This window comes from Anaerostipes sp. CAG:276 (genome assembly GCF_000432215.1).
Taxonomy (GTDB): domain Bacteria; phylum Bacillota; class Clostridia; order Lachnospirales; family Lachnospiraceae; genus Anaerostipes; species Anaerostipes caccae.
This window is the reverse complement of sequence record NZ_FR889191.1, coordinates 79,893-105,730: the sequence shown is the minus strand read 5'-3', so window position 1 is coordinate 105,730 and position 25,838 is coordinate 79,893. Positions and strand designations below refer to the sequence as shown.

The 25,838-nt window shown below is 34.6% G+C and carries 19 protein-coding genes; all 19 read right to left on the bottom strand.

Features of this window, described 5'->3' with window-relative positions; translation table 11 throughout:
• Positions 1-3 precede the first annotated feature (3 nt).
• Positions 4-1,170: a CDP-glycerol glycerophosphotransferase family protein gene (locus QVP35_RS09350; protein ID WP_009290655.1), complete on the bottom strand. Its 1,167-nt coding sequence runs from the start codon at positions 1,168-1,170 to the stop codon at positions 4-6.
• A 6-nt stretch (positions 1,171-1,176) separates the two neighbouring features.
• The gene (locus tag QVP35_RS09345; RefSeq protein ID WP_006565691.1) at positions 1,177-2,112 is read right to left on the bottom strand and encodes a glycosyltransferase family 2 protein; all 936 of its coding nucleotides are present in this window, start codon (positions 2,110-2,112) and stop codon (positions 1,177-1,179) included.
• Positions 2,113-2,146: 34 nt separating this feature from the next.
• The gene (locus tag QVP35_RS09340) at positions 2,147-3,319 is read right to left on the bottom strand and encodes a CDP-glycerol glycerophosphotransferase family protein (protein ID WP_022261083.1); all 1,173 of its coding nucleotides are present in this window, start codon (positions 3,317-3,319) and stop codon (positions 2,147-2,149) included.
• 18 nt (positions 3,320-3,337) lie between these two features.
• The gene (locus QVP35_RS09335; protein WP_227051672.1) at positions 3,338-5,287 is read right to left on the bottom strand and encodes an LTA synthase family protein; all 1,950 of its coding nucleotides are present in this window, start codon (positions 5,285-5,287) and stop codon (positions 3,338-3,340) included.
• Between the two features lie 216 nt (positions 5,288-5,503).
• Entirely contained in the window at positions 5,504-6,397 is an 894-nt protein-coding gene (galU, locus tag QVP35_RS09330; protein ID WP_009290652.1) for a UTP--glucose-1-phosphate uridylyltransferase GalU, read from the bottom strand.
• A 17-nt stretch (positions 6,398-6,414) separates the two neighbouring features.
• Positions 6,415-6,828, bottom strand: coding sequence for a glycerol-3-phosphate cytidylyltransferase (gene tagD / locus QVP35_RS09325; RefSeq protein WP_009290651.1), 414 nt, complete (start codon positions 6,826-6,828; stop codon positions 6,415-6,417).
• Between the two features lie 17 nt (positions 6,829-6,845).
• Complete coding sequence (locus QVP35_RS09320) at positions 6,846-7,586, bottom strand: ABC transporter ATP-binding protein (protein WP_009290650.1); 741 nt, start codon at positions 7,584-7,586, stop codon at positions 6,846-6,848.
• A 9-nt stretch (positions 7,587-7,595) separates the two neighbouring features.
• On the bottom strand, positions 7,596-8,378 hold the full coding sequence (locus QVP35_RS09315) for an ABC transporter permease (protein WP_022261082.1): 783 nt from the start codon (positions 8,376-8,378) through the stop codon (positions 7,596-7,598).
• A 102-nt stretch (positions 8,379-8,480) separates the two neighbouring features.
• Positions 8,481-9,536 carry an acyltransferase family protein gene (locus tag QVP35_RS09310; RefSeq protein ID WP_009290648.1) on the bottom strand — a complete coding sequence of 352 codons (1,056 nt, stop codon included), beginning with the start codon at positions 9,534-9,536 and terminating at the stop codon, positions 8,481-8,483.
• 15 nt (positions 9,537-9,551) lie between these two features.
• Positions 9,552-13,202, bottom strand: a complete 3,651-nt coding sequence (locus QVP35_RS09305) for a CDP-glycerol glycerophosphotransferase family protein (protein ID WP_022261081.1) — start codon at positions 13,200-13,202, stop codon at positions 9,552-9,554.
• On the bottom strand, positions 13,195-14,049 hold the full coding sequence (locus tag QVP35_RS09300; protein WP_022261080.1) for a GDSL-type esterase/lipase family protein: 855 nt from the start codon (positions 14,047-14,049) through the stop codon (positions 13,195-13,197). The genes QVP35_RS09305 and QVP35_RS09300 overlap by 8 nt, the downstream gene beginning before the upstream one ends.
• On the bottom strand, positions 14,034-14,228 hold the full coding sequence (locus tag QVP35_RS09295) for a hypothetical protein (protein WP_288187850.1): 195 nt from the start codon (positions 14,226-14,228) through the stop codon (positions 14,034-14,036). The genes QVP35_RS09300 and QVP35_RS09295 overlap by 16 nt, the downstream gene beginning before the upstream one ends.
• A gap of 143 nt (positions 14,229-14,371) precedes the next feature.
• Positions 14,372-15,376 (bottom strand): right-handed parallel beta-helix repeat-containing protein, encoded by a 1,005-nt coding sequence (locus QVP35_RS09290; RefSeq protein WP_147342263.1) that lies wholly within the window; start codon positions 15,374-15,376, stop codon positions 14,372-14,374.
• Between the two features lie 250 nt (positions 15,377-15,626).
• Positions 15,627-19,076, bottom strand: coding sequence for a bifunctional glycosyltransferase/CDP-glycerol:glycerophosphate glycerophosphotransferase (locus QVP35_RS09285; RefSeq protein ID WP_022261078.1), 3,450 nt, complete (start codon positions 19,074-19,076; stop codon positions 15,627-15,629).
• Positions 19,077-19,205: 129 nt separating this feature from the next.
• On the bottom strand, positions 19,206-20,324 hold the full coding sequence (locus tag QVP35_RS09280; RefSeq protein ID WP_022261077.1) for an acyltransferase family protein: 1,119 nt from the start codon (positions 20,322-20,324) through the stop codon (positions 19,206-19,208).
• Positions 20,305-21,987, bottom strand: a complete 1,683-nt coding sequence (locus QVP35_RS09275; protein ID WP_009290639.1) for a DUF6020 family protein — start codon at positions 21,985-21,987, stop codon at positions 20,305-20,307. Before QVP35_RS09275 ends, QVP35_RS09280 begins: the two co-directional genes overlap by 20 nt.
• Positions 21,974-22,906 (bottom strand): glycosyltransferase family 2 protein, encoded by a 933-nt coding sequence (locus tag QVP35_RS09270; protein ID WP_022261076.1) that lies wholly within the window; start codon positions 22,904-22,906, stop codon positions 21,974-21,976. The genes QVP35_RS09275 and QVP35_RS09270 overlap by 14 nt, the downstream gene beginning before the upstream one ends.
• A 983-nt stretch (positions 22,907-23,889) precedes the next feature.
• Positions 23,890-25,188, bottom strand: coding sequence for an O-antigen ligase family protein (locus QVP35_RS09265; RefSeq protein ID WP_022261075.1), 1,299 nt, complete (start codon positions 25,186-25,188; stop codon positions 23,890-23,892).
• 317 nt (positions 25,189-25,505) lie between these two features.
• Positions 25,506-25,838: polysaccharide biosynthesis protein (locus tag QVP35_RS09260; protein WP_288187848.1), on the bottom strand; the 333-nt coding region annotated here is incomplete at its 5' end.

Here is a 25,838-nt window from a genome sequence, read left to right as displayed (position 1 = left end):
CATCTACAAAAACTGCATCTTTTCAAGAAGCGCCCGGCCCACTTCTCTCTGTCCTCTTTTACAATAAAAAAGATCCCTGACTTTTTTTCTGTCTGCTTTAAAATCATCAGTTCCCGAGACGATCTGCCGCATGCCTTCCATTAATTCATCGAAGGTCCCGGCCTTGATCCCCGGTGTCACTTCATCATAAGGAAAATACATCTCCCTGTCCTTTTCAATATAGCTGTCATAATCAAAATCATAGAAAATAACCGGGCGGTCCAGCAGCAGATAGTCAATATATGTGCTGGAGTAATCGGTGATCAGTATATCCGTTTCTATCAGCAGCTCCTGAATATCCAGCGAATCCTTTGTCATATCCACAATATTGGAATAATCCGAAAGATCTGCCTCCTCATGAATATGATAAAAATGTCTGCGAATGATAAACAGGATCTGATGATCCCGGCAGAATTCATCCAGCTTTTTTAAATCAAAATGCTCCCTTAAAGGAAACGGAATCTTTCCTTCCTGCCGGTGTGTAGGTGCGTACAGAATCACGTTTTGACCTTCAAGCCGCTTCCTCAGTTTTTCATTCACCGGAAAAAGATGTTTATCGTCGTAGAAAAAATCATTCCTGGGCTGTCCATAAGTAAGGATCTGCTCCGCCGGACGGCGGAACGCACTCTTATAAATCTCGGAAAAAGTCCGGCTCGTAGCCACCACATACTCTCTTCCCAGAGGAAACTGCTGAATCTTACGCCGGATCTTCTGTCCCCTGCTGTCCCAGTCTTTTCCCTTGGTATCATCATATCCAATCTTCTTAAGCGGAACTCCATGCCAGACATTCAAAAATACGGCTCTTCCGAGAAATGCATGATTCAGATCACTGATTCCATTGCACATCACCGCATATTTCGCCCTGAGCTGACAGAGAATCCCCTTCCGTTCAGAAAACAGGTAAGCCTCATAACCTAACTCTCTCACTTCCCTGACAACACGTGGATTTTTCGTGATCCAGACCGGCCGGATTCCGTCCATCTGATTTGCCTCAATAAACAGATATTTAGGATTGTCGGCAAACTGCTGTCCGAGCCATGCGCCGAATACCCAAACCTTTCTGCTCCTGGGCCAGAGACACGACAAGTACATCACAATATATTTCAGTATAAGCTTCATACCACTTTTCATCTCACCCTAACCCCACAACCACTGCATCAGCTTACGGATATTTCCTTCCTTCAGAACCTGATGATTCCGGTAAAAGAAAAGTCTGCGCATCTTGCCTTTATAGTATAGATTCCCATAAGTTTTCAAAAGATTATATTCATCCAGGCCTTCGATCTCTTCCCCATAGGTTTCTACAAATCCCTGGATCTGTTCCATAGATTTGATCATCTGCTTCCGGTAGGACTCTTTGCCCTCCTTGAGCCTCTGCATCAAAAACACGGGATTCTTTGAATTCTTCGCTCCCACGGAATTATTTCCATGCTGCCTGTAATACATGGTCGGTTCATTGACAAAACCAATCCTTCCGAAAATCTTGGCGACAAGAGCCGCCCAGTAATCGTGCATCAGTATTTTACCCATAGGAAGCGGCTGCAGGAAATACTTCTGAAGTGCCCGGTTGATCATTGCCGTGCATCCGGTCACAGAATTCTGTACAATCAGCTGATTTAATGCAATTCTTTTGGGCAGGTTTGCATACTGGAAGAAGGATTCTGCGATCATCTCCAGATTTTCGTCTACCACTGAAAGATCCGTGTGTACGAGGATCGGTGTATCTTTCCCATACCGTTCCTCCATGGCCTCCATCTTCTTCATCGTCTCATAAATTTTATCCCGTTTCCACACATCATCCTGGTCACAGAACATAAAATACGGTCCGTGTGCATTTCTCAGAAGATTGATAAAATTGTTCCTGGCACTTCCTGTGGCAGGCTCATTCTTTATGATTTTTACCTGATCCGGATAGCGTGTTCTAAAATCCTCCAAGATGCCCAGAGTCCCGTCACAGGACCCGTCGTCTCCTGTGACAAGCCTCCAGTTTCCATATGTCTGGGAAGCAATGGATTCTAATTGAGCCTTCAAATAATCCTCTCCATTATATGTTGCTAATAGAATTGTAACCATAGCCCTACCCTCCTTTTATTTGAGCAAACACAAGCTATCGTCCATTTTTCTGAATTAATTCCACAATTTTTTCGGAAGCGTGTCCATCATCTATATGGTTGAACTTTTGACGATATGCTTCATTCTTTTCCGTCCAAAGAGAAGTATCATACTCCTTGATATCCTCAATTAATTGTTTTGTGTCCTTTGATATCGGTCCAGGTGCTTCCTTCGCAAAATCAAAATAAAAACCACGAAGATTTTCTCTATAATCTTCTAAATCATAGGCAAAGAAAAACATTGGCCGTTTCAATAAACTGTAATCAAACATTACAGAAGAATAATCTGTTATTAACATATCAGAAACTAAATACAGCCATGCTATATCCTTTGTTTCATCAAATGTATAAACAAATCCTTTATAGGGTCTCCAGTCTATTTTATCAGAAACTAAGTAATGATATTTTACAATAAAAATATAATCATCTGATAGCTGTTCCCTGGCCAGATCAAAATCTAACTTTGAGGCAAATTTATATTTCCCCTCTCCTAAGTATTCATTATCCCTCCAAGTAGGCGCATATAAAATAATCTTCTTATCCAACGGCAGTCCCAATAATTTTTTATACTTATTAATTTCTTCCTTATTATTATCACGGATTAAGATATCATTTCGGGGATATCCTATCTGCAAAATCGGCCTGTCCGTAAAAGCAAAACAGGATTTGAATATTTCTGTGGAAAAAGCATTCTGAGAAATAAGATAATCCCAGTCAGCGCAGGTTTTTCGAAACTTCTCATGATAATCTTTAATATCTGTATTGCCACCCATATCCATCTTATTCATATCTAAGGCCAGTTTTTTTAATGGTGTCCCATGCCATGTCTGAATATAGTCTACTTTCTTTTTCTTCCGGAAATACAATGGCTGCCGACTATCAAATACCCAAACGCCTGCACGCATTAAATACCAGAAATATAGGAAATAGTTATTGCGAATTTTTTTACATTTTCCTGGAACCTCTATATCTGTATCAAAGAAAAACCAAATGCAGTGATATTCTTGATCCAGTCCCTGCCGAACCATTTCCTCATAAATATATCTTGGGTTCCCTGTATAATTTCTTCCATTGCTGCTCTGAAAGATAATTATCCTTTTGTCTACAGGAACCAAATAGGTCAAAACTTTATATATCTGTATCGTCAGCTCTTTAATAAATTGTTTCACAAAAATACCTTCTTCTTTCTATTTTCTTAATTCAAAAAACGAATTTACACGATTTTTTGTATCAAACAGCATATTGTACTGAAGAATACGATACTCATTTATTATATCATAATACGGCGAATTCTTATCTTTAATCTGATAAAACTTCCCATTTGCTCCCCAATATCCGTTCGACGTAATTGTTGGAACTTGTTCTCGAATTTTATTTAAAAATTTCTGATAACCAGTCATTTCTGCCCCAGCTGCATCTAACATAATACTTTGTATATAATTCATACTGGATTTTTTTATATATTGTTTATCAATATCATAGTTGGCCCAAATAACAAAAGGTACCTGGTAACGTTTCATCATATCCTCACTAGACCACTTTTCATATTCTCCATTCGTAATTTTATTTAGAAAACTATCCTTCAGTCTTGGCTGATGATCTCCCAGGAATAAAACTACGGTTGGTTCTTTTTCCCGTTTAAAGTATTCCACAATCTGCTTTAAACTGTCATCAGAATATTTAATCAAATTCAGATAACGGTTTGCCTGGTCATCATATTTGCTTTTTTCAATCTGTATAGGCTGTTTAAAATTATCCCAATCCTGATCATACGGACTGTGATTCTGAATCGTCATATTATACATAAAAAACGGGGCATCGCTTTTTTTACGTGATTTCTCATATTCTGAAATTACTCTGTCTATATCAGCTTTATCAGATATATACTCCCGCACTCTTTCCACATTTTCCGGAAAATCAAATTTAGATAAAAAATCGCTAAACCCTAAATATTTATATACTGTGGGCCGATTATAATTGTATGGGTTAAAAGGATGAAGCGCCTGATTCCCTGTATACCCATTCAATTTTAAATTACTTACTAAAGACGGGGTATCTCCATGGATATATAGCTGGAACGCAGTTGTTCCCTGCGGCAAAAATCCAAGAGTATCTCCTGTCAGCAGTTCAAATTCTGTATTTGCTGTCTGGCCTCCCACAATAGACGCATATGTGTATCCATATACACAGTCCTCTCCTTTGACCAAACTGCGGTAATATGGCATATAATCCTGATTTGTCTTAAAGTCTCCTAAAACTTTAATATCAGCAAATGTTTCATTTACAATGGTAATGATATTCGGTGTCTTCGGTTTCTTTTTCTGCTTCTCTGTTTCATTCTCATATTTTGAAATTATTTCTCTTACTTTCGCAACACTGTAGCCTTCCGGCTCATCCACGATGCAGTATCCAATACTTCTAATAAATGTCGCTGCCGCCCCATATTTCTGGTAACTTTCCATTGGTCGGAACATTCGGATATTTATCTTATTCTTTTCCATGAAATCCGTATACACCATTTTATTAACAAATACCGCACTGCAGATGATCGTCATTGTTAATGCAGCAGCACGCAATGAGACTGTTTTAAAAACTTTATTATGTTCTAATTGGAGAATTAAATAAAATAAGCCGACTGCAGCAAAAATTGCCATCAGCTGCAGATAGGATAATTGTATCGTATAATCATTCATAACGCTGGTTGCAGTCTTTATAGTCAACATATCCGGAGCCATCATCGGGATTCCCCGCAGCTCATACACAATAAAAACTGCAAAACCCAATGCTATACTCAACATACTCGTAATCAGACTCGCTGCTGCTATACGATTTGTAATAAACAGCAGCAAAAGATACACCAGTACAACTGATCCAAGACTAATTGCAATCCATAGAGGCTCTTTATGAAAAATATCCGTAGGTGCAACCGCACATTTTGCTTCATTCACAATCCATTCAGATACAATCCATGCATAGATAGGTGAGACAGCTGCTAAAATAACACTGAATATATGATCGATTTTTTCCTCTAATTTAATCTTAAAGACAGAAAGAAAGATAAGAACTGCAAATGCACAGCTTGCTAATACAAATCGCTTCATAAAAAAATCATTTTCTACAGCGTACAGTTTTTTCACAGATATAAAATATCCGAATAACAGAACTGCAATGACAATTTTAATTACTGCCGTTAACTTCTTCTTTTTCTCCTTTCCCGCAAATACACATTGAATCTCAAAATTTAGCATAACTCTATATCCTTTCGCGTTATCGCGTCATAAACAAAAGAAGAATTTCTCCAATTATAAATTGATGAAATTCCTCTTAAATTTTATCTCTGTTTATCATTTTCCTTATTTTGATTTCGCTATTGACTGGATATATTCCATTACCTGACCTCTTAATTCCGGACGGTCCAGCGCAAAATCAATCGTTGCTTTAATAAAACCAAATTTATCTCCAACATCATAACGGATACCTTCAAAATCATAAGCATATACTGCCTGTGTATCGATCAAACGGCAAATAGCATCCGTCAATTGTATTTCTCCACCTGCACCGGCACCCTGATCCTCCAATAATTCAAAAATTTCCGGAGTCAGCACATAACGGCCCAATACAGCCATCCGGCTCGGTGCCTCTTCTTTATTTGGCTTTTCTATTAAATTATCAAGCTTAACTGCTCTTCCATCTGCCGCCACATTCTTATTTGGAGCCACAATTCCATATTTGTTCACTTGATCTTTTGGTACTGTCTGAACTCCGACAACAGAAGCCTTATGTCTCTCATAAGCATTGATCAGCTGTTTTAATGCCGGTTTACCTCCTTTATTTACAACAACATCATCCCCTAAAAGTACGGCAAAAGGCTCATTTCCAATAAAAGACTTCGCACACAGTACAGCATGTCCCAGCCCTTTCGGCTCTTTCTGACGTACATAATAAATATTTGCCAAATTGGCAATATCATTGATCATCTTTACCTGAGCAGTTTTCCCGGATTCTGTTAATCGTGCTTCTAATTCATAATCCTTATCGAAGTGGTTTTCCATACAGTGTTTATTTGAATTTGTGATTACAAGAATCTCTTCTATTCCGCTTTCTACAGCCTCTTCAACAATGTACTGTACTGTAGGGGTATCTACAATAGGCAGCATCTCTTTGGGCATTGCCTTAGTTGCAGGTAAAAATCTTGTTCCAAGGCCTGCCGCCGGGATTACAGCTTTCCGAACCTTCTGTACACTCATAACATTTCCTCCTAACTTTAATCTTCTTCCTTCTGCTTTCCAACCAGTCCAAGATCCTGCTTTATCTTTGTTGTGGAAATGCCTTCTGTCCTAGGCAAATATACCACATCACAATACTCTTTTAAAAAATCGAACTTTCCTACCCAATCATCTCCCATAACGAATGTATCCACGTGATACTCCTGAACATCAGAAACCTTCTGTTCCCAATTATTCTCTGGAATAACCAAATCGACATAGCGGACAGCCTCTACCAATTTTTTGCGTTCCTCATAACTAAAATAACACTTTTTACGTTTTTCATTCCAGTTAAATTCATCAGTAGAGACAACTACGATCAAGTAGTCTCCAAGTTCTTTTGCCCTTCTTAACAAATTAATATGACCTGCATGCAGTAAATCAAACGTTCCATAAGTAATGACTTTCTTCATTAGATACCTCCCAGTATTTACTTGGTTTTTTCCTCATATACTGTACTAACTTCTTCTATGCTTCCACTTGAAATAATCTGTCCTTTTTCCAACAAAATTGCCTTATTGCAAAGACGTTTTACCTGCTCCAGAGAATGCGATACAAACAGTACCGTCACTCCTTTGTCAAACATACTCATAATCTTTGCTTCGCTTTTTCTTCGAAACTTAGCATCTCCTACTGATAAGACCTCGTCTAAGATAAGAATATCCGGTTCTACCAAAGTTGCAACCGAAAATCCCAGTCTTGATTTCATTCCGGAAGAATAATTTTTTACCGGTACATCAATAAATCTTCCCAATTCAGAAAATTCTACAATTTCATCAAACTTTTCGTCTAAAAATTTCTTTGAAAAGCCGAGAACTGCACCATACAAATATATATTTTCCCGTCCGGTATACTGCTGGTCAAATCCAGCTCCCAATTCCAATAATGGAGCAATCTTACCTTTTGTAGCCACGCTGCCTTCACTGGGTTTAAGAACGCCTGCAATCACTTTCAGCAATGTACTCTTCCCTGCTCCATTTAGTCCCAAAATCCCTAAACGGTCGCCTTTCCTCAACGTAAAATTTATATCCTTCAATGCCCAAAATTCATTATATTTTAATTGGCCTTTTATTAATTTTATTATATAATCTTTCAGATCATCGACCTTTTCCTGACTCAAATTAAATTTCATGCCAACGTGTTCGACTCTCAAAACTTCCTTTTTTGCCATAGCAGCCCCCTAGATATGCAAAATAAACTCATCCTGCTTCTTATAAAAGAATATAAGTCCTACAACCACAGATACAACGGCAAATATCGCAGATACCGCCAAAAATTTCATATTCATCGGCCGCCCATATACTGCTTGTCTAAAATTATGAATCAAAAGATATAATGGATTTGCCTTCAGGACATACCCATAAATTCCAGGCTTATTCAACAGTCTTTCAGCTGGATAAAAAATTGCAGAAGAATACATGATCAGCATAAGTGCCACGGTCCAAAGATATTCCAAATCCCGGAAAAACACTGCCATTGTCGATAAAATCATGCCGACACCAAATGCGGTAATTAGTATTAATGCAAGCGGAATTAGAGCTTGAACTAAATATATGGTTGGATACACTTTTAATACAATTGCAACAACTACCAATACAACAAGTGAGAGCATAAAAATAATATAATTGAACAAAACACTGGACAATGGATAAATATACTTTGGGACATACACTTTTTTAATCATTCCCGCATTGCCGCGTATGGATTTCATCGCACCACTGGTAGCAGAAGAAAAAAAGCTGTATAATAACCGCCCCGTCAAAATATAAACCGGGAACGTTGGATCCGGATTTCCAAACATAGATCCAAACACAATCGTCAATACGATCATTGTCAATAACGGCTCCAATAGCGTCCATAAAATTCCAAGGTATGAACGCCGGTATTTCAATTTGACGCCTTTCTTTACTAATTCCCACAACAGGAATCTGTACTTTTTAAAATTCTCAATGTATGTTTTCACTTTTTATTCTCCATTTTTTGAACATTCTTCGACTATTATACTATTGAATGCCTAAATATTCAATAACACATTTGGACAACGGCATTATACACTCCCCGCTTCTTAAAACTTTCCTATGACAAAACCAGCCTTCTTATTGATAAACGTAATTATGGAGTATTCAATAATTAAGACAATAGCTAGAATTCCCAGGCAGTCAATATAGTATCTCCATGCTAAAACTCCTGGCATCCCGGAAATTATTTTCCATCCTGCCGCCGCTGTAGAGATAATATAGAAAGGTCTTTGCGTCACCATTAAAATCAGTGAATTTTTTCCAAGAAAATTCAGAACCGTAAAGTTCAAATATTGTTCAAGGAATTCAAACACTAATAAAATTCCAAAAGAGGCGATCACTGCATTTACAAAGAAAAGCCACGGATGGATGCCTATAGCCATATTATTAAAATCTACACCTGGATTTATTTGGGATGTTACAATATTCAGACCACTGAACAAGATTCCGACTCCAAATCGAAAATAACAATTTTTAGTTTTCTGCCACAACCGGCATCCTAAATAACCCATATACAGAAACCATACAGCAACCACCGATCTTGCTATGGTCAATGTCAGAAAAGATATTCTTTCAAACATCAGTGGATCCATGGAAACTTTCCACTGTCCAAACAGTTCTGTAAACTTCCATGTAAAAACTAACGGCAGTATTAACATAAAGATACGCATCCACTTAGGCAGATACTTCATTACACAGAAAAATAAAATCTCTCCAAGCATTAAAACTGGCAGAAACCATAAAGCAAACGCACCTCTAAAGCTTACGGTTGCATAAAGATAAGATTTAATGGATGCCATATCAACTGCATGCTTCATAACCATGGATGCAAAACGAAATCCGATAGAGGCAGTGCTGAACACAAAATACGGGATTAATAATGACTTAAATAACTTCCAGACATATCTTTTCAAAGTCAATTCCTCATAAGAGTTAGTGTAACAGACCAAATAACCAGCCGTTATAAAAAAAATCGGAATCTTAAATGAAGCTCCCCATGTATCTACAGGATTCCCAAGCTTCGTAATATGTCCCCATGTAACCATCAAAATGCCTAAGGCTTTGGCAAGATCAATATATTTAATTCGCTTTTTCTTTTCCATGGTGCTTTCCTTTTTCTAGTAACCTTTCCCTATAATATAGTCATACGTTCTCTTACTGTTATGCGCATCCCGGTATTCAAAATAGTAATCAATATTTTCTGCATCCTTTTCTTTAATTTCAAAATCCTTGCGGATATAAGCCTCGATACCGTTTATCAGTTCAGTATATTCGACATATCGCTCACCAAATAAATCATGCTCCATATCAATATAACTGCCGTGTGCCTGCATATACATATCATAATCAAACTGATAGAATAAAACCGGTTTCCTCATGTAATATACATCCCAGCACACACTGGAATAATCCGTAATCAGCATAGAACATTTCATCATGATTTCATTTAGCGGCCTGCTTCCAAACGGAATCAGTTCAATATGATCACCACTGACATTAAATTCCCCAAGGTAATCTTTAAATTTAGGATGTATATAAAAAATCAAATTAACATTATTTTCTTTCAATAACCGCGCTAGTTTTTCACTTTGAAGAAGCTTCATATAATTAAAATAATAATCGCTTTTTTTGAATTCTTCTGCACTGCGCTCCTCCAGCCATGCACGCCATGTTGGCATGGCAAGAATGATTTTTTCCTCTGCATTCGATTTATCTTCCAGTACATCCCACCGGGTAAATCCAAGAATCGGAGCATCCTCTGCAGCATAACCAAAATTCTCTGTAATAATTTTTTGTTCAAACTTAGATGTCGTTGTAAAGTAAGTCATAGCACTGGAGCCTTTTCGTCCGAAAATATGATCTACTCGCTTTAATGCAGTGACCCCATGCTGCAGAAACAGAATATCATGCTTGGAAATCCTGTTGGCAATAATACTTGGTTTTGTTCTCCACGTATAAAGATGTTTCTTAGAATCAGAAGCAATATAGAGATTCGCCGCTAAACTATATAATATATGTTTTAAGCTCATAAAAGGCAATACATTTTCTCCATAATCCTTAAGTTTTTTAAAATCAGCTGAGTCTTTACTTAAAATGAAGTACATATGTCTGCGGCTTTCCGGCAGTTTATCCATACAGTATTTAAAAAAGTAATATCCATTGTCCTGCGCCATTGAACAAAACTTTTCAAAAACAAGCCAAATTCGTTTTCTCTTCCAATAAGGATAAAATAAAATATATATTCCAAAAGCAAACAATTCCTTCAGTCTTGTATTCATTCCGTCAAACTCTGTCACTTCTCTATAGGTAAATGCCAACTTGCACGTAATTGTAGAATATGGAAAACAAATATGATTTTTATCCGCAAATGCCTGGTAATTTAACAGTAGAAAGCTAAGCCGCCGGATTCTGCTTAAATATGCCCAAAGATTTAACTCAATACCATCTTTTTCTAATACTAAAAAAACATCCCAAAACAACTCTTCCATTTGTATCTTGGATACATCTATTTCTGCATCAATAAACCAAAATCCATTTTTCTCTCTCACCTGATAATCAAACGAATATTTTAAGTCTTCTACTGGATTGCGGTAAGAGAAAATAACATCCTTTATTTTGGCACTCTTCTGTTTTTTAAACTTCAGTGTCATTTTCACCAGTGAATTGTGCAGTCTTAACTTCATAACACGGCCACGAATGGTATTTCTTAACTGCTGCTGCTTCGTTGCAAAAAACAATGCAAAACGACCTGTTTCTGAGTTCACATAGGGTATGACTCCTCCTTCAGCCGGCTCATCGCAATTTCTATAAAACACATGCTGATACGGTATTGCCTCAAGATAAATTGACTGCTTATCAAGCTCCCCAAACTCCCCCATCCTTTTTTTATAATCAGTTTGATCTTTTAGATAATACGGAACTTTTTTCCCAGCCTCCTCTACTTCCAGCATTAAAAGATACCTCGCCTTTTCTGCTACAAGTTGTGAGTTCATGATTTCATAAAAATTTTCTATAACCTGATTACTCTCTTTTTCTTGTTCTGTGAGCTGTCTTGTCCATATAATCTTCTCATGAAAATTCACCACAAGAAGTTTCGTAATCTTTTTCTGTTTTGCATTGGCAAAATCAATATGAAGACCATCACTCTCTACAAACATCGTTGCAGCAAGATTCTTTGTTTTTCCCAGATGATAGGTTTCTCCTGCTTCTCCATGATAATAATTTTTCTTAAACTTCGGATCAACATTCAGCTCTGCAAAACAACGTTTTACTTCTCTTAGATGCAGTTTGTCGCTGATTTTTTTGCTTTTTTTCCGAACGAGCTCCTCAAAATAAGTTCTTGGCAGAGTTCTTGTGATAAAAATAAAATCAAAATCATCCCGGTAGTTATCGTGCAGATAACTGCTCAGTTCCGGATTAAAAAATCTTTTTTCAAAAATCACGACATCTTTATTTTTATCAACAATTTTTGCAATGGTATCAATAGCTTCTGGCTTTTTTATTTCCGGATAATACAGTATATTCCTCTTTTTCTCCAAATTATTACAATAATTGACTACCGGCATCCCACAATCACTTTCACGGAATACCAATTCTGCCATCTTGCGACTTGCATCAGCTGAATCATATTGAATATACTTCTGAATATATTCATCATCGTGATCATAGCTGTCATTTCGAAATTCTTCCTTTACGATACAATTCAACAGAGTCTGTGCATCATATATTTTCCGAAACGGCAATTCTTTTATATCAAAATACATTCCCCGGTCGTGCATATATTCATCATAATCATACATATATAATATAACGGGTTTTCTTGTAATAGAATAGTCGAAAAAAACACTGGAATAATCTGTAATTAATGCATCCACACTGTTCAAAAATTCATACTTATCAACCCCCTGTGGAAAAGAATAAATATGTTTATAATCATCCAATTTTATAAACTTTTGCACCATTGGATGAAAATTCACATACAGCTTTTGATGAGATTTTAAATTATCATCTAAATATGTTAATAATTTATTGACTTCTTTACTGTATTGCGCTGTATCTACATCATGATTGCTTTTTCCTCTCCAGGTAGGCATATAGGCAAGAGTGGTATATTGATCATTTCCAAGCTTTTCACGTACTTCTTCTGCTTTCTCTTTGTTCATGAAGATGCTGTTTCTTGGATACCCATTCATGATCACTTTCCCGGTGTACAGGGATTCTAAATTATAATCCTCCATAATAGCTTTTTTTGTGAACTCATTTGGAAACATAATATAATTGGCATGCAAAAAATTATGCTGTACATTATACATTGATTCAATTCCATATTTCATTTTTTTACCCAATGTCTTCAAAGGGGTGCCATGCCAGGTCTGCAGATATATCTGCTGCGGCCTGCGAATAAAGTATGCCGGAAATGAACTGTTATTAATCAAATACTTTGATGTCGCAAGTACTTTTGTATATTTAAAAGTACTGATATCTACAAGTTTTACTTTTAATCCGATAGAATTAATAAACTCTTGATCTCGCTGCATGTCATTTGTAGCAAAGTATATTGTGAATTTTTGTGATTCCGGCATTTTTAAAAAATCCTGCAAAATCGCTAGCGGTGAATCTGAAACGTCTTTTCCATGAAATGACTCAAAAAGAGCCTGATGTTCTTTAACTGCTGCATGTTTGTAATACCATGCATACATAAACTTCATTTTTGGAGTTTTAGGAAACAATCTTTTTACAAATCGAATAATCTTACTCATTTTACCCATGTTTTTTTAAACCTTTCATCGCTTTTTTAAGTGATTTTTCTGTTCTTTTACACTGCTGGTCCGCAGACTCAGGTGAATACAAAACCTTCCATGCTTTATTCCGCTCTTTGATAAATTTCTTCCAAGTCCGTTTCGTATAATTTTTCTTCTTGTATTTTTTAGCTTTTGAGTATGTTTTATATAACTTTTTCGTATGAATCGAAAACTGACTTGACAAAAATTTTTGTTTGCTGTCATTCTGAATACTCACAGCTACTATTTTTGCCAAAATCCTGGCACCTTTCTGATTAAAATGTGTAGAATCATCAATTCCATTAGGATACACAGCATGTTGCCCTGGCTTATATTTTATATACCAAGCATTACAAATCTTTTTGCCGCGAAAATTAAAATACTCTACACATTTCTTATTTAAATCAATACAGCTTAGTCCAAAATTTTTTGCAATTTTTCTGGTAGCCAAATAATAATCTTTTGCATTAATCCTTATTTTTTTCGCGTTTGTAAAATTCCTTGGCGGTGTTGTAACCAAAATCACTTCTGCACCTTTCTTCTGAATCATTTTTATACAGTATGTTAAGTTTTTCTTATATTTGCCGAGAGATGCATATTCACGTCTGGCATCATTATGGCCTAAAGCTATGATAACATAATCATTTTTATTCACCTGCTGAAGCATCCCCGAGAATCTTCCGCTGTCAAGAAATGTTTTAACACTGGCATAACTTTGCCCCCAGTTTTCGATATTTAAATTCTGAAGTCTGTGGCGGACAACGCCACTATAACCGCTGTATTCTTTTGGAAACTCTGCAGTTGAACCTTTCCCGCCTTTTAAATAATGAACCAATTCTTGTCCCCATCTCTTGGTCTTTCTTCGTCAGAATAATAACGAGATTTGGAATCCCCCATAATAAATATCGTCTTCTTTTGCGCTGCCTGAACAGGCCTCTCAGGAATCATAACCGCATATAAAGAAATCAGCAACAATTCTGCTGCAAGAAATAAGTGCATCTTTTTTAATGTCATTTTCTCCTCCATTGCCCTCAGCATTCGCCAATATATCCTTTTTATTATAGCAGTTAATTTGGTTTTTTAAAATATCTTTCATGGATTAAATTCTTCAAAAACAAATGCCAGGAATCTCTTCCTGACATTTAACTGCTTCTTGCTTAATTTTCTTTCAAATATATAACTTTACATTTTTTAGTTGCATATGCTTGATATTTCCATGCAATCTTTACATAGTTTTCTTTTACGTTAACTCCAACATTGTCTCCTAAATCGATTAGATTCTTATTAGAAAACTTATTATAGGTAATAGCATACTGACTGCCGCCTCCACTGTTTTTCCAAGGCGCCAAAAGCATCGCTTTTCCCTTAATATTTTTAAAAGTATTATTCTTAATTGTCGGATAGATCAGACCGGAACCAATAATTCCATTTCTCCCGCTATATACCACATGATCAATAGAATTATTGATAAAAACCGGATACTTCCAATTCATCATCCGAACAGCATCTTCTTTCATTTTTTTTATCGAACAATTCTTAATCGTTACGTATGTGTGATACTTTCCTCCGCTATACTGATGCGTTCCAATGGAACGTCCCAAATTAGAAAACTCACAATTTTCGATATTTACTTTATAATTCGGTGTTTTATCAAATTTGCTCCATTCCTGGGAATAGCCTCTGGTCGTTTTGTCCGGAGTATCTAAATTAATCGCTTCCTTTTTCGCATTACCTTTTCCATTATAAAATTTACAGTCAGTAATCTTTGCATTCTTTGTTGCATCCATCTCAATAAAATGTCCGCTTTTTATATTTTTAAAAGTCAGACCAGTTATAGTAACGTTTTTATTGTGTCCGGTAATAATAGAAATCCCTTTATTAAAATACTTCATATCAATGACAGCATTTCCTTCCCCTCTAAAGGTGATATTTTTCATTCCATTGTATTTTCCGTAGACACGTTTTTTCTTGCTTTTACTTGGTTTAATGAGCTGAAACATAGAACTGGAGGCCTTCCATCCTTTAACCCCCGTAGACTTCCCTTTCGTAAACTTTACTCCGTTTTTAAAAATAATCGTAACATTCGACGGAACATATACTGCATTGGTCAAAGAATATGTCCCTTTTTTCAAAATAATTGTTCCGCCTTTTGATTTTTCCAAACGTTCCAGACGGTCCCTCAGAGCAAAATATGTCCTTGTTTTTTTGGTATACAGCTTTGATTTCAAATATCTTTTACTAATCGGTTTTGACTTTGCCGTCATCGCATAAGTCTTCTTTTTTGCCTGTACATCGACCTCATTGCTGTGTATCTTAAGCGCGCTGACACATAAGACCGTGACCATAAAAAATGCCAGTAAGCATGATTTCTTTCCAATGGATTTGGTCATTTACACCCTCCCCATATTGCTGCTAGTTGCCAAGCATCATTTTAAATACTTTCTCTGATGAATTACCACACTCATATTCAATATAATGTTTATGAAATGCGTCAATCCGATCCCTCGCTTCATCCATTGCCTCATCGAGATGTTCTATTGCGTTCAGCACCTCGTCAGAAGTAAATAATAATGGTCCTGGCGCTTCTTTTTCAATGTCAATATTAAACCCACGAAGTTTGTCCCTGTATTCATCCAAATCATACGTAAAGAATATCATTGGCCGATTCAGAACGGCATAATCAAACATTACGGACGAATAATCTGTAATTAAAATATCTGTGATAATATATAAGTCTTCAATCGACTGATAATTGGTCAGATCGTAAACAAACCCGTCTTGAGCTGCTCCACTCCAGCCTTTGGCTGAAAAATGATGAAGTCTGAGGAGCAGTATATAATCATCCGAAAAACGTTCTTTCATTTTCTCCAGATCAAGCATCAGCTCAAACCGGTTCTTCACTCTCCAGGTTGGAGCATACATTATGACCTTCTTATCAGTCGGTAATCCCAGTTGCTTTTTAATTCTGTTCATTTCCGGTTCATTGTTAGACTGATACAAAATATCTGTCCTTGGATAACCCGTTTCCATAATGGTTTTATCAAAATGAAATGCCGAAGGCGCTAAATCTGCCACAAATTTACTTTGTACAATCAGATAGTCCCATCTCTTACATTTCTTAATATATTTCTGTTCACTTTTTTTCGTCGGAAAATCCCCTGGTACATCAAGACCAATTGTTTTAAGTGGGGTTCCATGCATCGTCTGCACCTCGACCTGGTTTTTCCGTTTTATAAAAGCATCATGAAAATTGACATTATTCACAAAATATTTTGCTCTTGCCATATAGTAAAGATATTTAAACGACAGACGTCTTACTCTTATTCCATTTCCAGTAATAGGAGTACATTCATCTTTTAATACCCATATACACTTATAATCAGGATGATACTTGTCAATGTATTCATACAAATAGCGTGGATTACAGCTAAATTTGCTTCCCCACATAGACTCAAAAACAATCCATTTTCTTTTAATAGGGAGTCTTCTAAGCAATGGATAAATAAAACGATTCGTGAAATCTCGTTTCTTTTTACTCCTTGTAAAAAAGCCTTCTAACCGCAGCGTATTGAAATATAAACAGTCATCTTCTGAATCCAGAACAAAACGATATCGCCTTGTCTTTGTATAATACTTTTCATCCAAAGCAATTGTTTTCTTTTTTACCGGGAAAGTCAATGTCTGATCTTCATATCTATATGAAATGAACACCTGTCTTTTTTTTGAGTAAAGATTTTTTGTAATCACCTCTTTACTCAAATCTACTACAATTGTCACAAAAATTTTATTCCCCTCTTTAATGACCTTCCCTTCTCCTAACAGTATCTGCTCTTCTACTTTCTGGTCTTCAACATACAGCTTAGCTGCTATAGGAATATAATCGGAATCTAATAATTCCTTTTCAATCACAAACTCAAATAAGTTCTGATCATGCTTTACTTTGCTAATAACCGGCGCTATCACATCCCTTGAGATAAAATAACGATTATCTGCTGTGATTTCTTCCAATATATGATCTGTACCATAAGTAGTAAACTGTCTTCCTCTCTTCTCCTTAAGAATTGGCTTATATTGATGCCCCTCTTTAAAGGTCAAGTATCCTTTTCCTCTTGGTATATCCTCAAGAGCAATCTTAACAATATTCTTATCGATGTTAGCGGGAAGCTTTATAGCATCATATGGATCTCTTGACAAATATATTTTTTCCAATGGTTTTGTCAGATTAAATTGTAAATGACGATTTACAATTTCCCGATGTTCAATTTGTTCTTCACATTTACTAATCTTCAACTTCAAAGCGAAACGATAAGTAGTGCTTAACTCTATATGCAGATGCTCCTTCAAATATGATTTATGGTCTAGTTTCTTACGAAGTGATTTCATGATTCCACGCAGAATCAATTCTTTTTTCCATTGATCCCGTTCATATGTCATTAAGATAAAGTATTCACCCTCGATGTTTTTCTCTAAAATATCTTTCTTTACATCAATGGTAATTCTATACCCTGCACCTTTATAGTTCTTCAGATAAAACTGTTTGGTCTCGTTGTCAATCCTAAATCCAAACTTCTTATTTGCATAAGCTGATTCAATACTTTCTGTCTGAAGCGGTATTTTCTCCCCTGTATCCGTTCTAAATAAATATGCATTGAGCTTTCGCACATTTGGTCTTGGAACTGACAGCCCCATAATAAAAATATAACCTTCAATGATACATTTATCATCTTTCCAGGTAATATCTTCAATTAAGTGGGTCAATCTCCATTTTTTTATTGCTGATTCCATATCAGCATCCTCCTTTGGAATCAGATCCTTCGGAAAATGACCTATATATTTACCCTTCTTCTCTGTTATTTTTATATTTTTATAATTATCCACTTCATATTGACGAAGTTGCACCAACCTCTTGGCGTCATCATTCATAATACAACGATATTTCTCACGATAGACTACTGGAAGCTTATCTATTGTTTCAAGAGGGATCGCCTCATTTATATAATCCCTGAGAATCTGAATCATTTCCTCTGTTTTATCTGATGGAAGATAGATACATGTATTTACAAAAACCATCAAATCAATATACAACCATTTATAATGTTTCTCTTCCCACAGTTTTTCTTCGGTAACATTCTCTTTAAAAAATTTGTCTACCATACGAAGCACTGTAATTCTGTCTCTTAAATTAGTAAAATCATCTGCCCTTTGAGTAATTGATTTATTCGCACCATCCCGAATCCTCCACCTGTAACAGACATCCTGCAGCATTGTCACATTATCTGCCAGATAATGCATTGGTATCGTTACCGGGATATCTTCATATAAGATTCTTTCTGGAAATTTAAAATTATATTTATCCCAAAATTCCTTACGGATCAACTTATTCCATGATGTTGTATCGTAGATTAAATCTGTATTTTCTGTAATATGAGTCTTGTCTAAATATTTTTGAAAGGCAAGTTCATGTAAATTTGATACTCTTTCTTTTTTGGAATTAAATCGAGATACATGTCCAACCACCATATCACTGTGGTTTCTCTCTGCGGCCAAATACATTCTCTCATAAGCATCATCCGGTACTATATCATCAGAGTCTAAAAAAATAATATATTTCCCTTTAGCATATTGAATTCCTGTATTACGGGCATTTCCCAGCCCACCGTTGACCTGCCTAATATATTCAAAATTATCGTATCGATCTGCAAAATCCTTGGCAATATCACTGCTTCTGTCCAATGATCCATCATCAATCATGATTGCCTGTATCCCATCCAGAGTCTGGTGCACTACTGACATCAGGCATTCTTCTAAATATTCTTCGACATTATAAATCGGTATAATCACACTTACTTTAACGTCATTCATTTTCACACCTCTTAAATTTCGTCTGTTCTTGTTACATAATTCAAATTATATCATGTTGTTTTCTTTGAAGGAAATTTAAATTCACATTTTTTAAATTTATCTAATCCATCTTCTTTTAATTACACAATATTATTTATAATCTCTTATCAACAACTTCCGTAAATTATTTACAACCACTTGATATCGTATTATTTTTTTAAACCGCTCTAATGCAATAGATGCTATTAAAGATATAAATAGCAATACCAGATAGTCTAACCAAGCATAATAAAATGAATATATAAATTTATGAAAGAATATATCTCGAAAAAAAGAATGTATTAAAAAAATATTCATAGAATGCTTTCCTAAAAACTCTAATACTTTATTTATAACTTTCATGTCAGAAATGTATACATATGAGAAAACAATCACATAAACAGCAGCAAAACCATCCCAAAAATCAAGAAATTTCCAACCAATCCAAGCATTTTGTCTACATTTAATAATCATTGCAAGTCCTAAAGTAAGGATTATAAATTTGAATATTTTAAAAAATGCTCCACCTTTTAAGAGCTTTAACTTTAATGTTACTAATAAGTTCTGTTCAGAAAAGTACATTCCCAATATATAGGCAAATGAATATCGAACTAAATCTGTCTGAGTAAATCCTAATGCCCTCGGTATTGCTATAGACCCTAATAGTACAATCCATTTATATTCCCCGATCAGTTTATACAAAAATGGAAAAAGCAAAATCAAAAGAATCGCCAAACTCATATACCACCATGTCAAACAAAATAAGGGCGTACCCATTAACTTCCCAAGTCCCAAGCCATCTAAAACAAAATAAAAGATAGATGTCCAATCATTTCCATATACTTGTGCATATCTTCCTGTAAAAATCGACAGCAACTGTATGATGAAAAATATAATAAGAAATCCTGACATTAAAGATAGCCACCGATTTAGAACATAATTTTTAATATTCATTCCCTCTTCTTTTTGCTTATAATCTGTATACATACCATAACCGGTCATAAATACAAACATCGCTACACAGATTTTTGAAAAGCTTGCAAGATACTGTATTGTATGAGAAGAAAAGGGAACAAAGGAAATAGGATAATACTCCAATTCCTTTACTTTCTCAAGCATTTCATACGGAACAGTTGCCCATCTTTCTGCATTCAAAAAACAATGATGAAACAACATCAAGACTATGGCTATCCCCTTTATCTGCAATGTGTTAGTTTTTGTAAACTTCATTCACTTTTCTCTCCTCTTTGCCAGTTATCAGTCCCAAAAGCAATGGAATACTAACAATAAAAAAATATGCGTATCTCATATAAACGACTGGTCCAAGCAAACTTATCAAGATATTAAAGGTAATTAACCCATAAGCCCAAAATAAATGATATTTCTTCTTAATAACACAATAAGATAATAAAACAATAAGCAAATTCATATAGAATCCGATATTTACAGTCCATCCAATATATGGATTTTTCTGGATTTGATCCATAATTTTAACCAATGTTTCTCTTGCATTCTTAAATTTACTAACATTTGTAATGCCCATAAAAGGCTGCCCTTGTACCTGAATTCCATTGTAATAAGTTTCACGTCCATAGCGCTCATAATAAAAATATTCATAGCAATTATTCATTGCTGACTGAATATATACATTTGGATACTTTTTTAAATATTTAAACCATATCTTAAAAAAAGTTTTTTTATCATTCTCGGTAAGATTCAAATTATAACTATATTTTACAGGATCGGACTGTCTCGGGTTATATCGTTTTACTAAAACAGAATAGTCTTCTCCAGGACACATTACATACTCAATTATTTCTTTATCTTTTTTTGAAACCTGAGAACCATGCTCTTTTAACAGTCTTGCCATTTGTTGCAATGGCACACTCAGCATTTCCTTTTCACTCCCTGGAGCTATATTAGCAATTTTAAAAACACCTTTCGGCATAACAACTCCTAAAAACAATATCGGGATCAAGTAACTGATACAAACATATTTTCTCGCATTTTTTCCAAAAAACAATGATATCGGAAAAAGTAATAGTAACAAATACAGCCCATTATTCCTCATTAATCCCTGTAAAATAAAAACAATAATTATTCCCGCGAGATTTCTCTTTCTTCTATAAAACTTTTGTGGATTTTCAAACATCCGAACTATACAAAGCGTCGCAATTAAAAGAAAAATAGTAAACAACGTATCTTTACATAGTGATGCTGTCGTAAGTGGTATCAAAGGCCAAAAGGCATAAAAAATGATAACTAAAACTTTTATTGTTTTTGAAGTGCCCCTTTCCTTCAAAAAACAAATAATATAAGCAAATATCAACGCCATTAAAATCATCTGAAACAACATCATCATAAAAAGTCCAAAGCGTACACTATGTATTGCTTCCCCTAATTTCGCAAAGAATCCCAAAATCAAAGTGTGCCCTACCGGATGATGATTATTCCAATAAGATACAGCCGGATTTGATAAATTTACATACTTTCTAGTCCAACACATCGTGCTGTCATGAAATACCTGTCCTAATTGATCTCTCACATCCGGGTTTGCTGAACATGGATACATGAGAATGATATAAGGTAACCAGCAAACAACTAATATCAAGGTAATCTTTATAATATCTTTCGTATTAATTCTATATTCCTCTTGATTATCAACATTTCCTTTCTCCAATAGTCTAAACAACATAGATATAAGGCAAAAAAATATGAACGTTAATAAAAGCCAAATTGCAATGGCTTTACTATGAATCATACCATTCTCAAATACTAAGTTCCAATTGTTTTGCTTTGAAAAACTGTATCCTAAAACTTGAAGCGCTGACGTAACCATTGCTAAAATTAAGGTGATAACAGTTTTTCGATTAAAACTCTTACTTACTTTCATCGTACTTCCCTAACATCTGCAATTTAAATTCAAAGTCCTGTTTGTTTTTTTGCACTAATGTTGTCAATATCAGTCCTGCAAAAAAAGACTGTATTGCTGACAGTGCAATAAATCCGCTAACAATTAGTGTTGGGAAATTTGGTACAAGACCGGTCCGCAAATAAGTAACAAGAACCGGAACAAACATAATCGCTGAAATTATAAGTAATAAAATTGACATTCCGCCAAAAAAGCCCAATGGTTTATAATTTTTATATAATCTTAATATTGTAAAGAGAACTTTAATTCCATCTGAATATGTGTTTAATTTTGATTCACTTCCTTCAGGTCGATCTCTGTAGTCAATAATAACATTTTCTACCAGCATATTTTTGTCTACTGCATGAATGCTCATCTCTGTTTCAATTTCGAATCCTTTGGACAAAACCGGAAATGTCTTAACAAACTGATAGCTAAACGCCCTATATCCTGTCATAATATCCCTGATATTACTTTTAAACAGCCGATTAATAGTTCCTCTCACCAAACTATTTCCCATATTATGAAATGGTCGTTTATTTTCTTCGAAATATGTAGAAGATAAACGATCCCCAACAACCATATCAACATTTTTTTTCAAAACTTTATCAGCCATCTCTTGTCCAAACTCTGCCGGATAGGTATCATCCCCATCAATTATAATATAACACTCTGCATCAATCTCACGGAACATACGGCGAATAACATTACCTTTTCCCTGCTGATACTCATGCCGGACAATCGCTCCTGCTTGTTTAGCAATATCAGCAGTATTATCTGCTGAATTATTGTCATATACATATATTTTAGCTTCTGGTATTTCCCTTTGCCAATCATTAATCACTTTTTTAATTGTTTTCTCCTCATTGTAACAGGGAATCAATACAGCTATTCTCTCCATATACCTGTCCTTTCCTTAATCTTTTATCTTAAGACTTAATTTTTTTAAAATAATTTCAATATAAAAATAATTGATCATCCTCTAATCAAGCCTCAGATATGTGATTCTAAATAAAATTATCTGTCATCTACATACAGCTTTTTATTTTTTCACCAAATTCAATTTATACATCGGAATTATAACATTATTTCATTCTTTTGTAAATTATGCTTGTTTCCATTTCTCTCAAATCAATAACTAGCTAAATAGAATATTTAAATTCCATTTCCTATAGCATCCCCTGCAGAAATTTTCCTTACAAATATTACCATGGATGTTTTCTTGCAAATTTTGGTATGTTCTTATCTCGTGATGATGGTATTGATTTCAGGTTCTCATTATGGACAAACATAAACACTTAACCCTTTAAGAAAGTTCTGCTATTAAACTCTTGTTGGATTCTTCCTCTTCCTTATTAAAAAGATCACCCAGACAGCTTTCCCGTAACTGTACCACCCTCTTAAAAAAGTTTGCTGCTATTTTCTCATGACAAAAGTCTTTGTTTGCTTCTCAGATTTCTGTAATGGCCCATTCAAAGATGCATCAGGATCATATCTGTCAAGCTGTTTTTCCAGGGCACATAGGTCGCTTTCGGAAGCCCTATATTAAGAGAGATGGTTCTTTCATCATTCTGAAATCTATTCTTACTGTTCTCTCAGATGAGCTTCTTTCTCTAAACGCAGCCTCTCCAGTTCTTTTAAATAGGAATTCCCGACTCTAAGTTTTAAATTGTCTCCTTATAATTATTTGAGATTCTTCTGACCATCCTTGGAGATGGCAATCCTATTAGGCCATTGTCACCAAGTGTTTCATATACATGGGCCCATATCTACACAGATTCCCCCGAAGGAACACTGTATTTCTTTGCGATGGATGCCTTTTTTCTTGACTTCGCAACTATATTTTATCATAAAAACAGACCTCCAATCGTTAGATTTTTAGGTCTAACTTTTGGGGATCAGTTTATTTTTACTACCCATCCCTAAAAATATAGCCATAAAAAACAGGCAAACAAATAGAAAAACTGGAGTTCGTAAATAATAGTCCTCAAATAAATTAATGATAAAAAAATAACTTAACGGCAAACACCATTTTTGGCAGCTTATTTCATCCATATTACGAATTTTTTGGAACAAAATAAGAATAAATAATAACAACCCCGAAAACCCGGTAACTGCGAAAAGACCAATATACCCGTTATGTGAATTAAAGTATTGTATAGAATTTATAACTTCTTGTTCTTCTATTCCCAAAGAAGTATGTTTTAATAAAAACTCTTTTCTATTTTCTTTCTGTTTTTCAAAACTACCTGAGCCAAACATAAAATGGTTTTTTCCAACATTTATATCGCTTTTCCAAAGTATATATCGACCTGTCGAAAACATTTGTATTTGTGACTCTTCCTCTGATAAGTCAAAAAAAGTTCTATGGTTGTTTGTATTATCTATCGCAAATATACCTATTAATATGCTCATGCAAAGAGAACAAGTTAAAGTAATATAGGCTATATGTCTTTCTTTTATCTTAGATGAAATACTTACTACACCATATGCAACAAGACATAGCACAACAGCTATCTGTGAACTTCTACATTTTGCAAACCATAAAAAATATAATCCTAAAATCAGATGACACCAAAACCAAGGCTTCTTCTTATTTAAATACCACACTGAAAGCATTAAAGAAAATCCTGTAATAATCCCTAAAAAGTTAGTGTTCCTAATTATAATCGTATTTAAATTTCCACCATTGCTCAAAACAAGTTGGTTTAGAAAAGGATATGATGCTAAATTTTCTATATTTATTTTAAGAGAAATTAATATAGTAGCGATATTACAGACAAATACAAATACTAAAAAAAATCTAATCATCCCATCAATACTTTTTATATTTTTAACAAGAATATTGTTCATTAAAAGAAAAAACAAAATTTCTATAAGTATTGTACGAAGAATAGTAATATCCATGTTTTGTTTATATAAAAAAAATAAACGAATTCCAATATAAATAAATATTAATATATTTTGTTTTATAGTTCTAGCAAACTCAAACTTATGACAACTCACTAAATTCCAAATAAATGGTATAATTAACAGCCCCATAGAAATTAAAAAAATATTGTCTTTTATTGTTGAGTTTTCACAGATAGTATATGGCCCCAAGATTCCCCATAAAAATACAAAATATATTCCCCATAAAATAATATGTAGTACTATACCGTTTAACTTTTTTAATATGTCCACTTTACACCTCGATATTAATTTAGTCATTTGTCTTATAATTATTCTAAGTACTTTCCTGGTATAACAACATTTGTTCTTATTAAATATTTTATTTCTTTAAAACAACATAAAAACAGATTTCTTATAGCTGGTTAAAATTACAACAAAGAAAAATTTTTTAATATTTTTTTCTTAGATAATATTCAATTATATATGAGAAAGATGTAATGCAAAAAAACAAATACCATCAATTGAAAAAATATTGTTAATTTCGTTATATTCATATATCTTTTTCATCGTTCCTCCATTTTTTGTATTTCGTAAATCACATGAAAATACTATTTTTGTATTTGATATGTTTCTACCACTTCATGTACTAATTCTTTTATTTTATCTGATTCCGCATATGCTGCCTCATATAAAAGCTTTAAATATTGGTGAAGTTTCTTTTCATCTATTTCTATAGGTTTTCCAATCTTTATTAATTTGTTGGGTGTCGTCTCCAGTCCTTCCTCATCCATTAATAATTCTTCATATAATTTTTCTCCTGGACGAAGACCTGTATATTCAATTTTAATATCGATATTTGGAGTGTAACCTGAGAATTTAATTAAATTTATAGCTAAGTCTAGAATTTTTACTGGCTCGCCCATATCTAAAACAAAAATCTC

Excerpts from the sequence above, each read along its gene's own strand:
- QVP35_RS09350 (WP_009290655.1), bottom strand. The coding sequence starts at position 1,170 with ATGAAAAGTGGTATGAAGCTTATACTGAAATATATTGTGATGTACTTG.
- QVP35_RS09345 (WP_006565691.1), bottom strand. The coding sequence starts at position 2,112 with ATGGTTACAATTCTATTAGCAACATATAATGGAGAGGATTATTTGAAG.
- galU (WP_009290652.1), bottom strand. The coding sequence starts at position 6,397 with ATGAGTGTACAGAAGGTTCGGAAAGCTGTAATCCCGGCGGCAGGCCTT.
- tagD (WP_009290651.1), bottom strand. The coding sequence starts at position 6,828 with ATGAAGAAAGTCATTACTTATGGAACGTTTGATTTACTGCATGCAGGT.
- QVP35_RS09320 (WP_009290650.1), bottom strand. The coding sequence starts at position 7,586 with ATGGCAAAAAAGGAAGTTTTGAGAGTCGAACACGTTGGCATGAAATTT.
- QVP35_RS09310 (WP_009290648.1), bottom strand. The coding sequence starts at position 9,536 with ATGGAAAAGAAAAAGCGAATTAAATATATTGATCTTGCCAAAGCCTTA.
- QVP35_RS09305 (WP_022261081.1), bottom strand. The coding sequence starts at position 13,202 with ATGGGTAAAATGAGTAAGATTATTCGATTTGTAAAAAGATTGTTTCCT.
- QVP35_RS09295 (WP_288187850.1), bottom strand. The coding sequence starts at position 14,228 with ATGACATTAAAAAAGATGCACTTATTTCTTGCAGCAGAATTGTTGCTG.
- QVP35_RS09285 (WP_022261078.1), bottom strand. The coding sequence starts at position 19,076 with ATGAATGACGTTAAAGTAAGTGTGATTATACCGATTTATAATGTCGAA.
- QVP35_RS09280 (WP_022261077.1), bottom strand. The coding sequence starts at position 20,324 with ATGAAGTTTACAAAAACTAACACATTGCAGATAAAGGGGATAGCCATA.
- QVP35_RS09275 (WP_009290639.1), bottom strand. The coding sequence starts at position 21,987 with ATGAAAGTAAGTAAGAGTTTTAATCGAAAAACTGTTATCACCTTAATT.
- QVP35_RS09270 (WP_022261076.1), bottom strand. The coding sequence starts at position 22,906 with ATGGAGAGAATAGCTGTATTGATTCCCTGTTACAATGAGGAGAAAACA.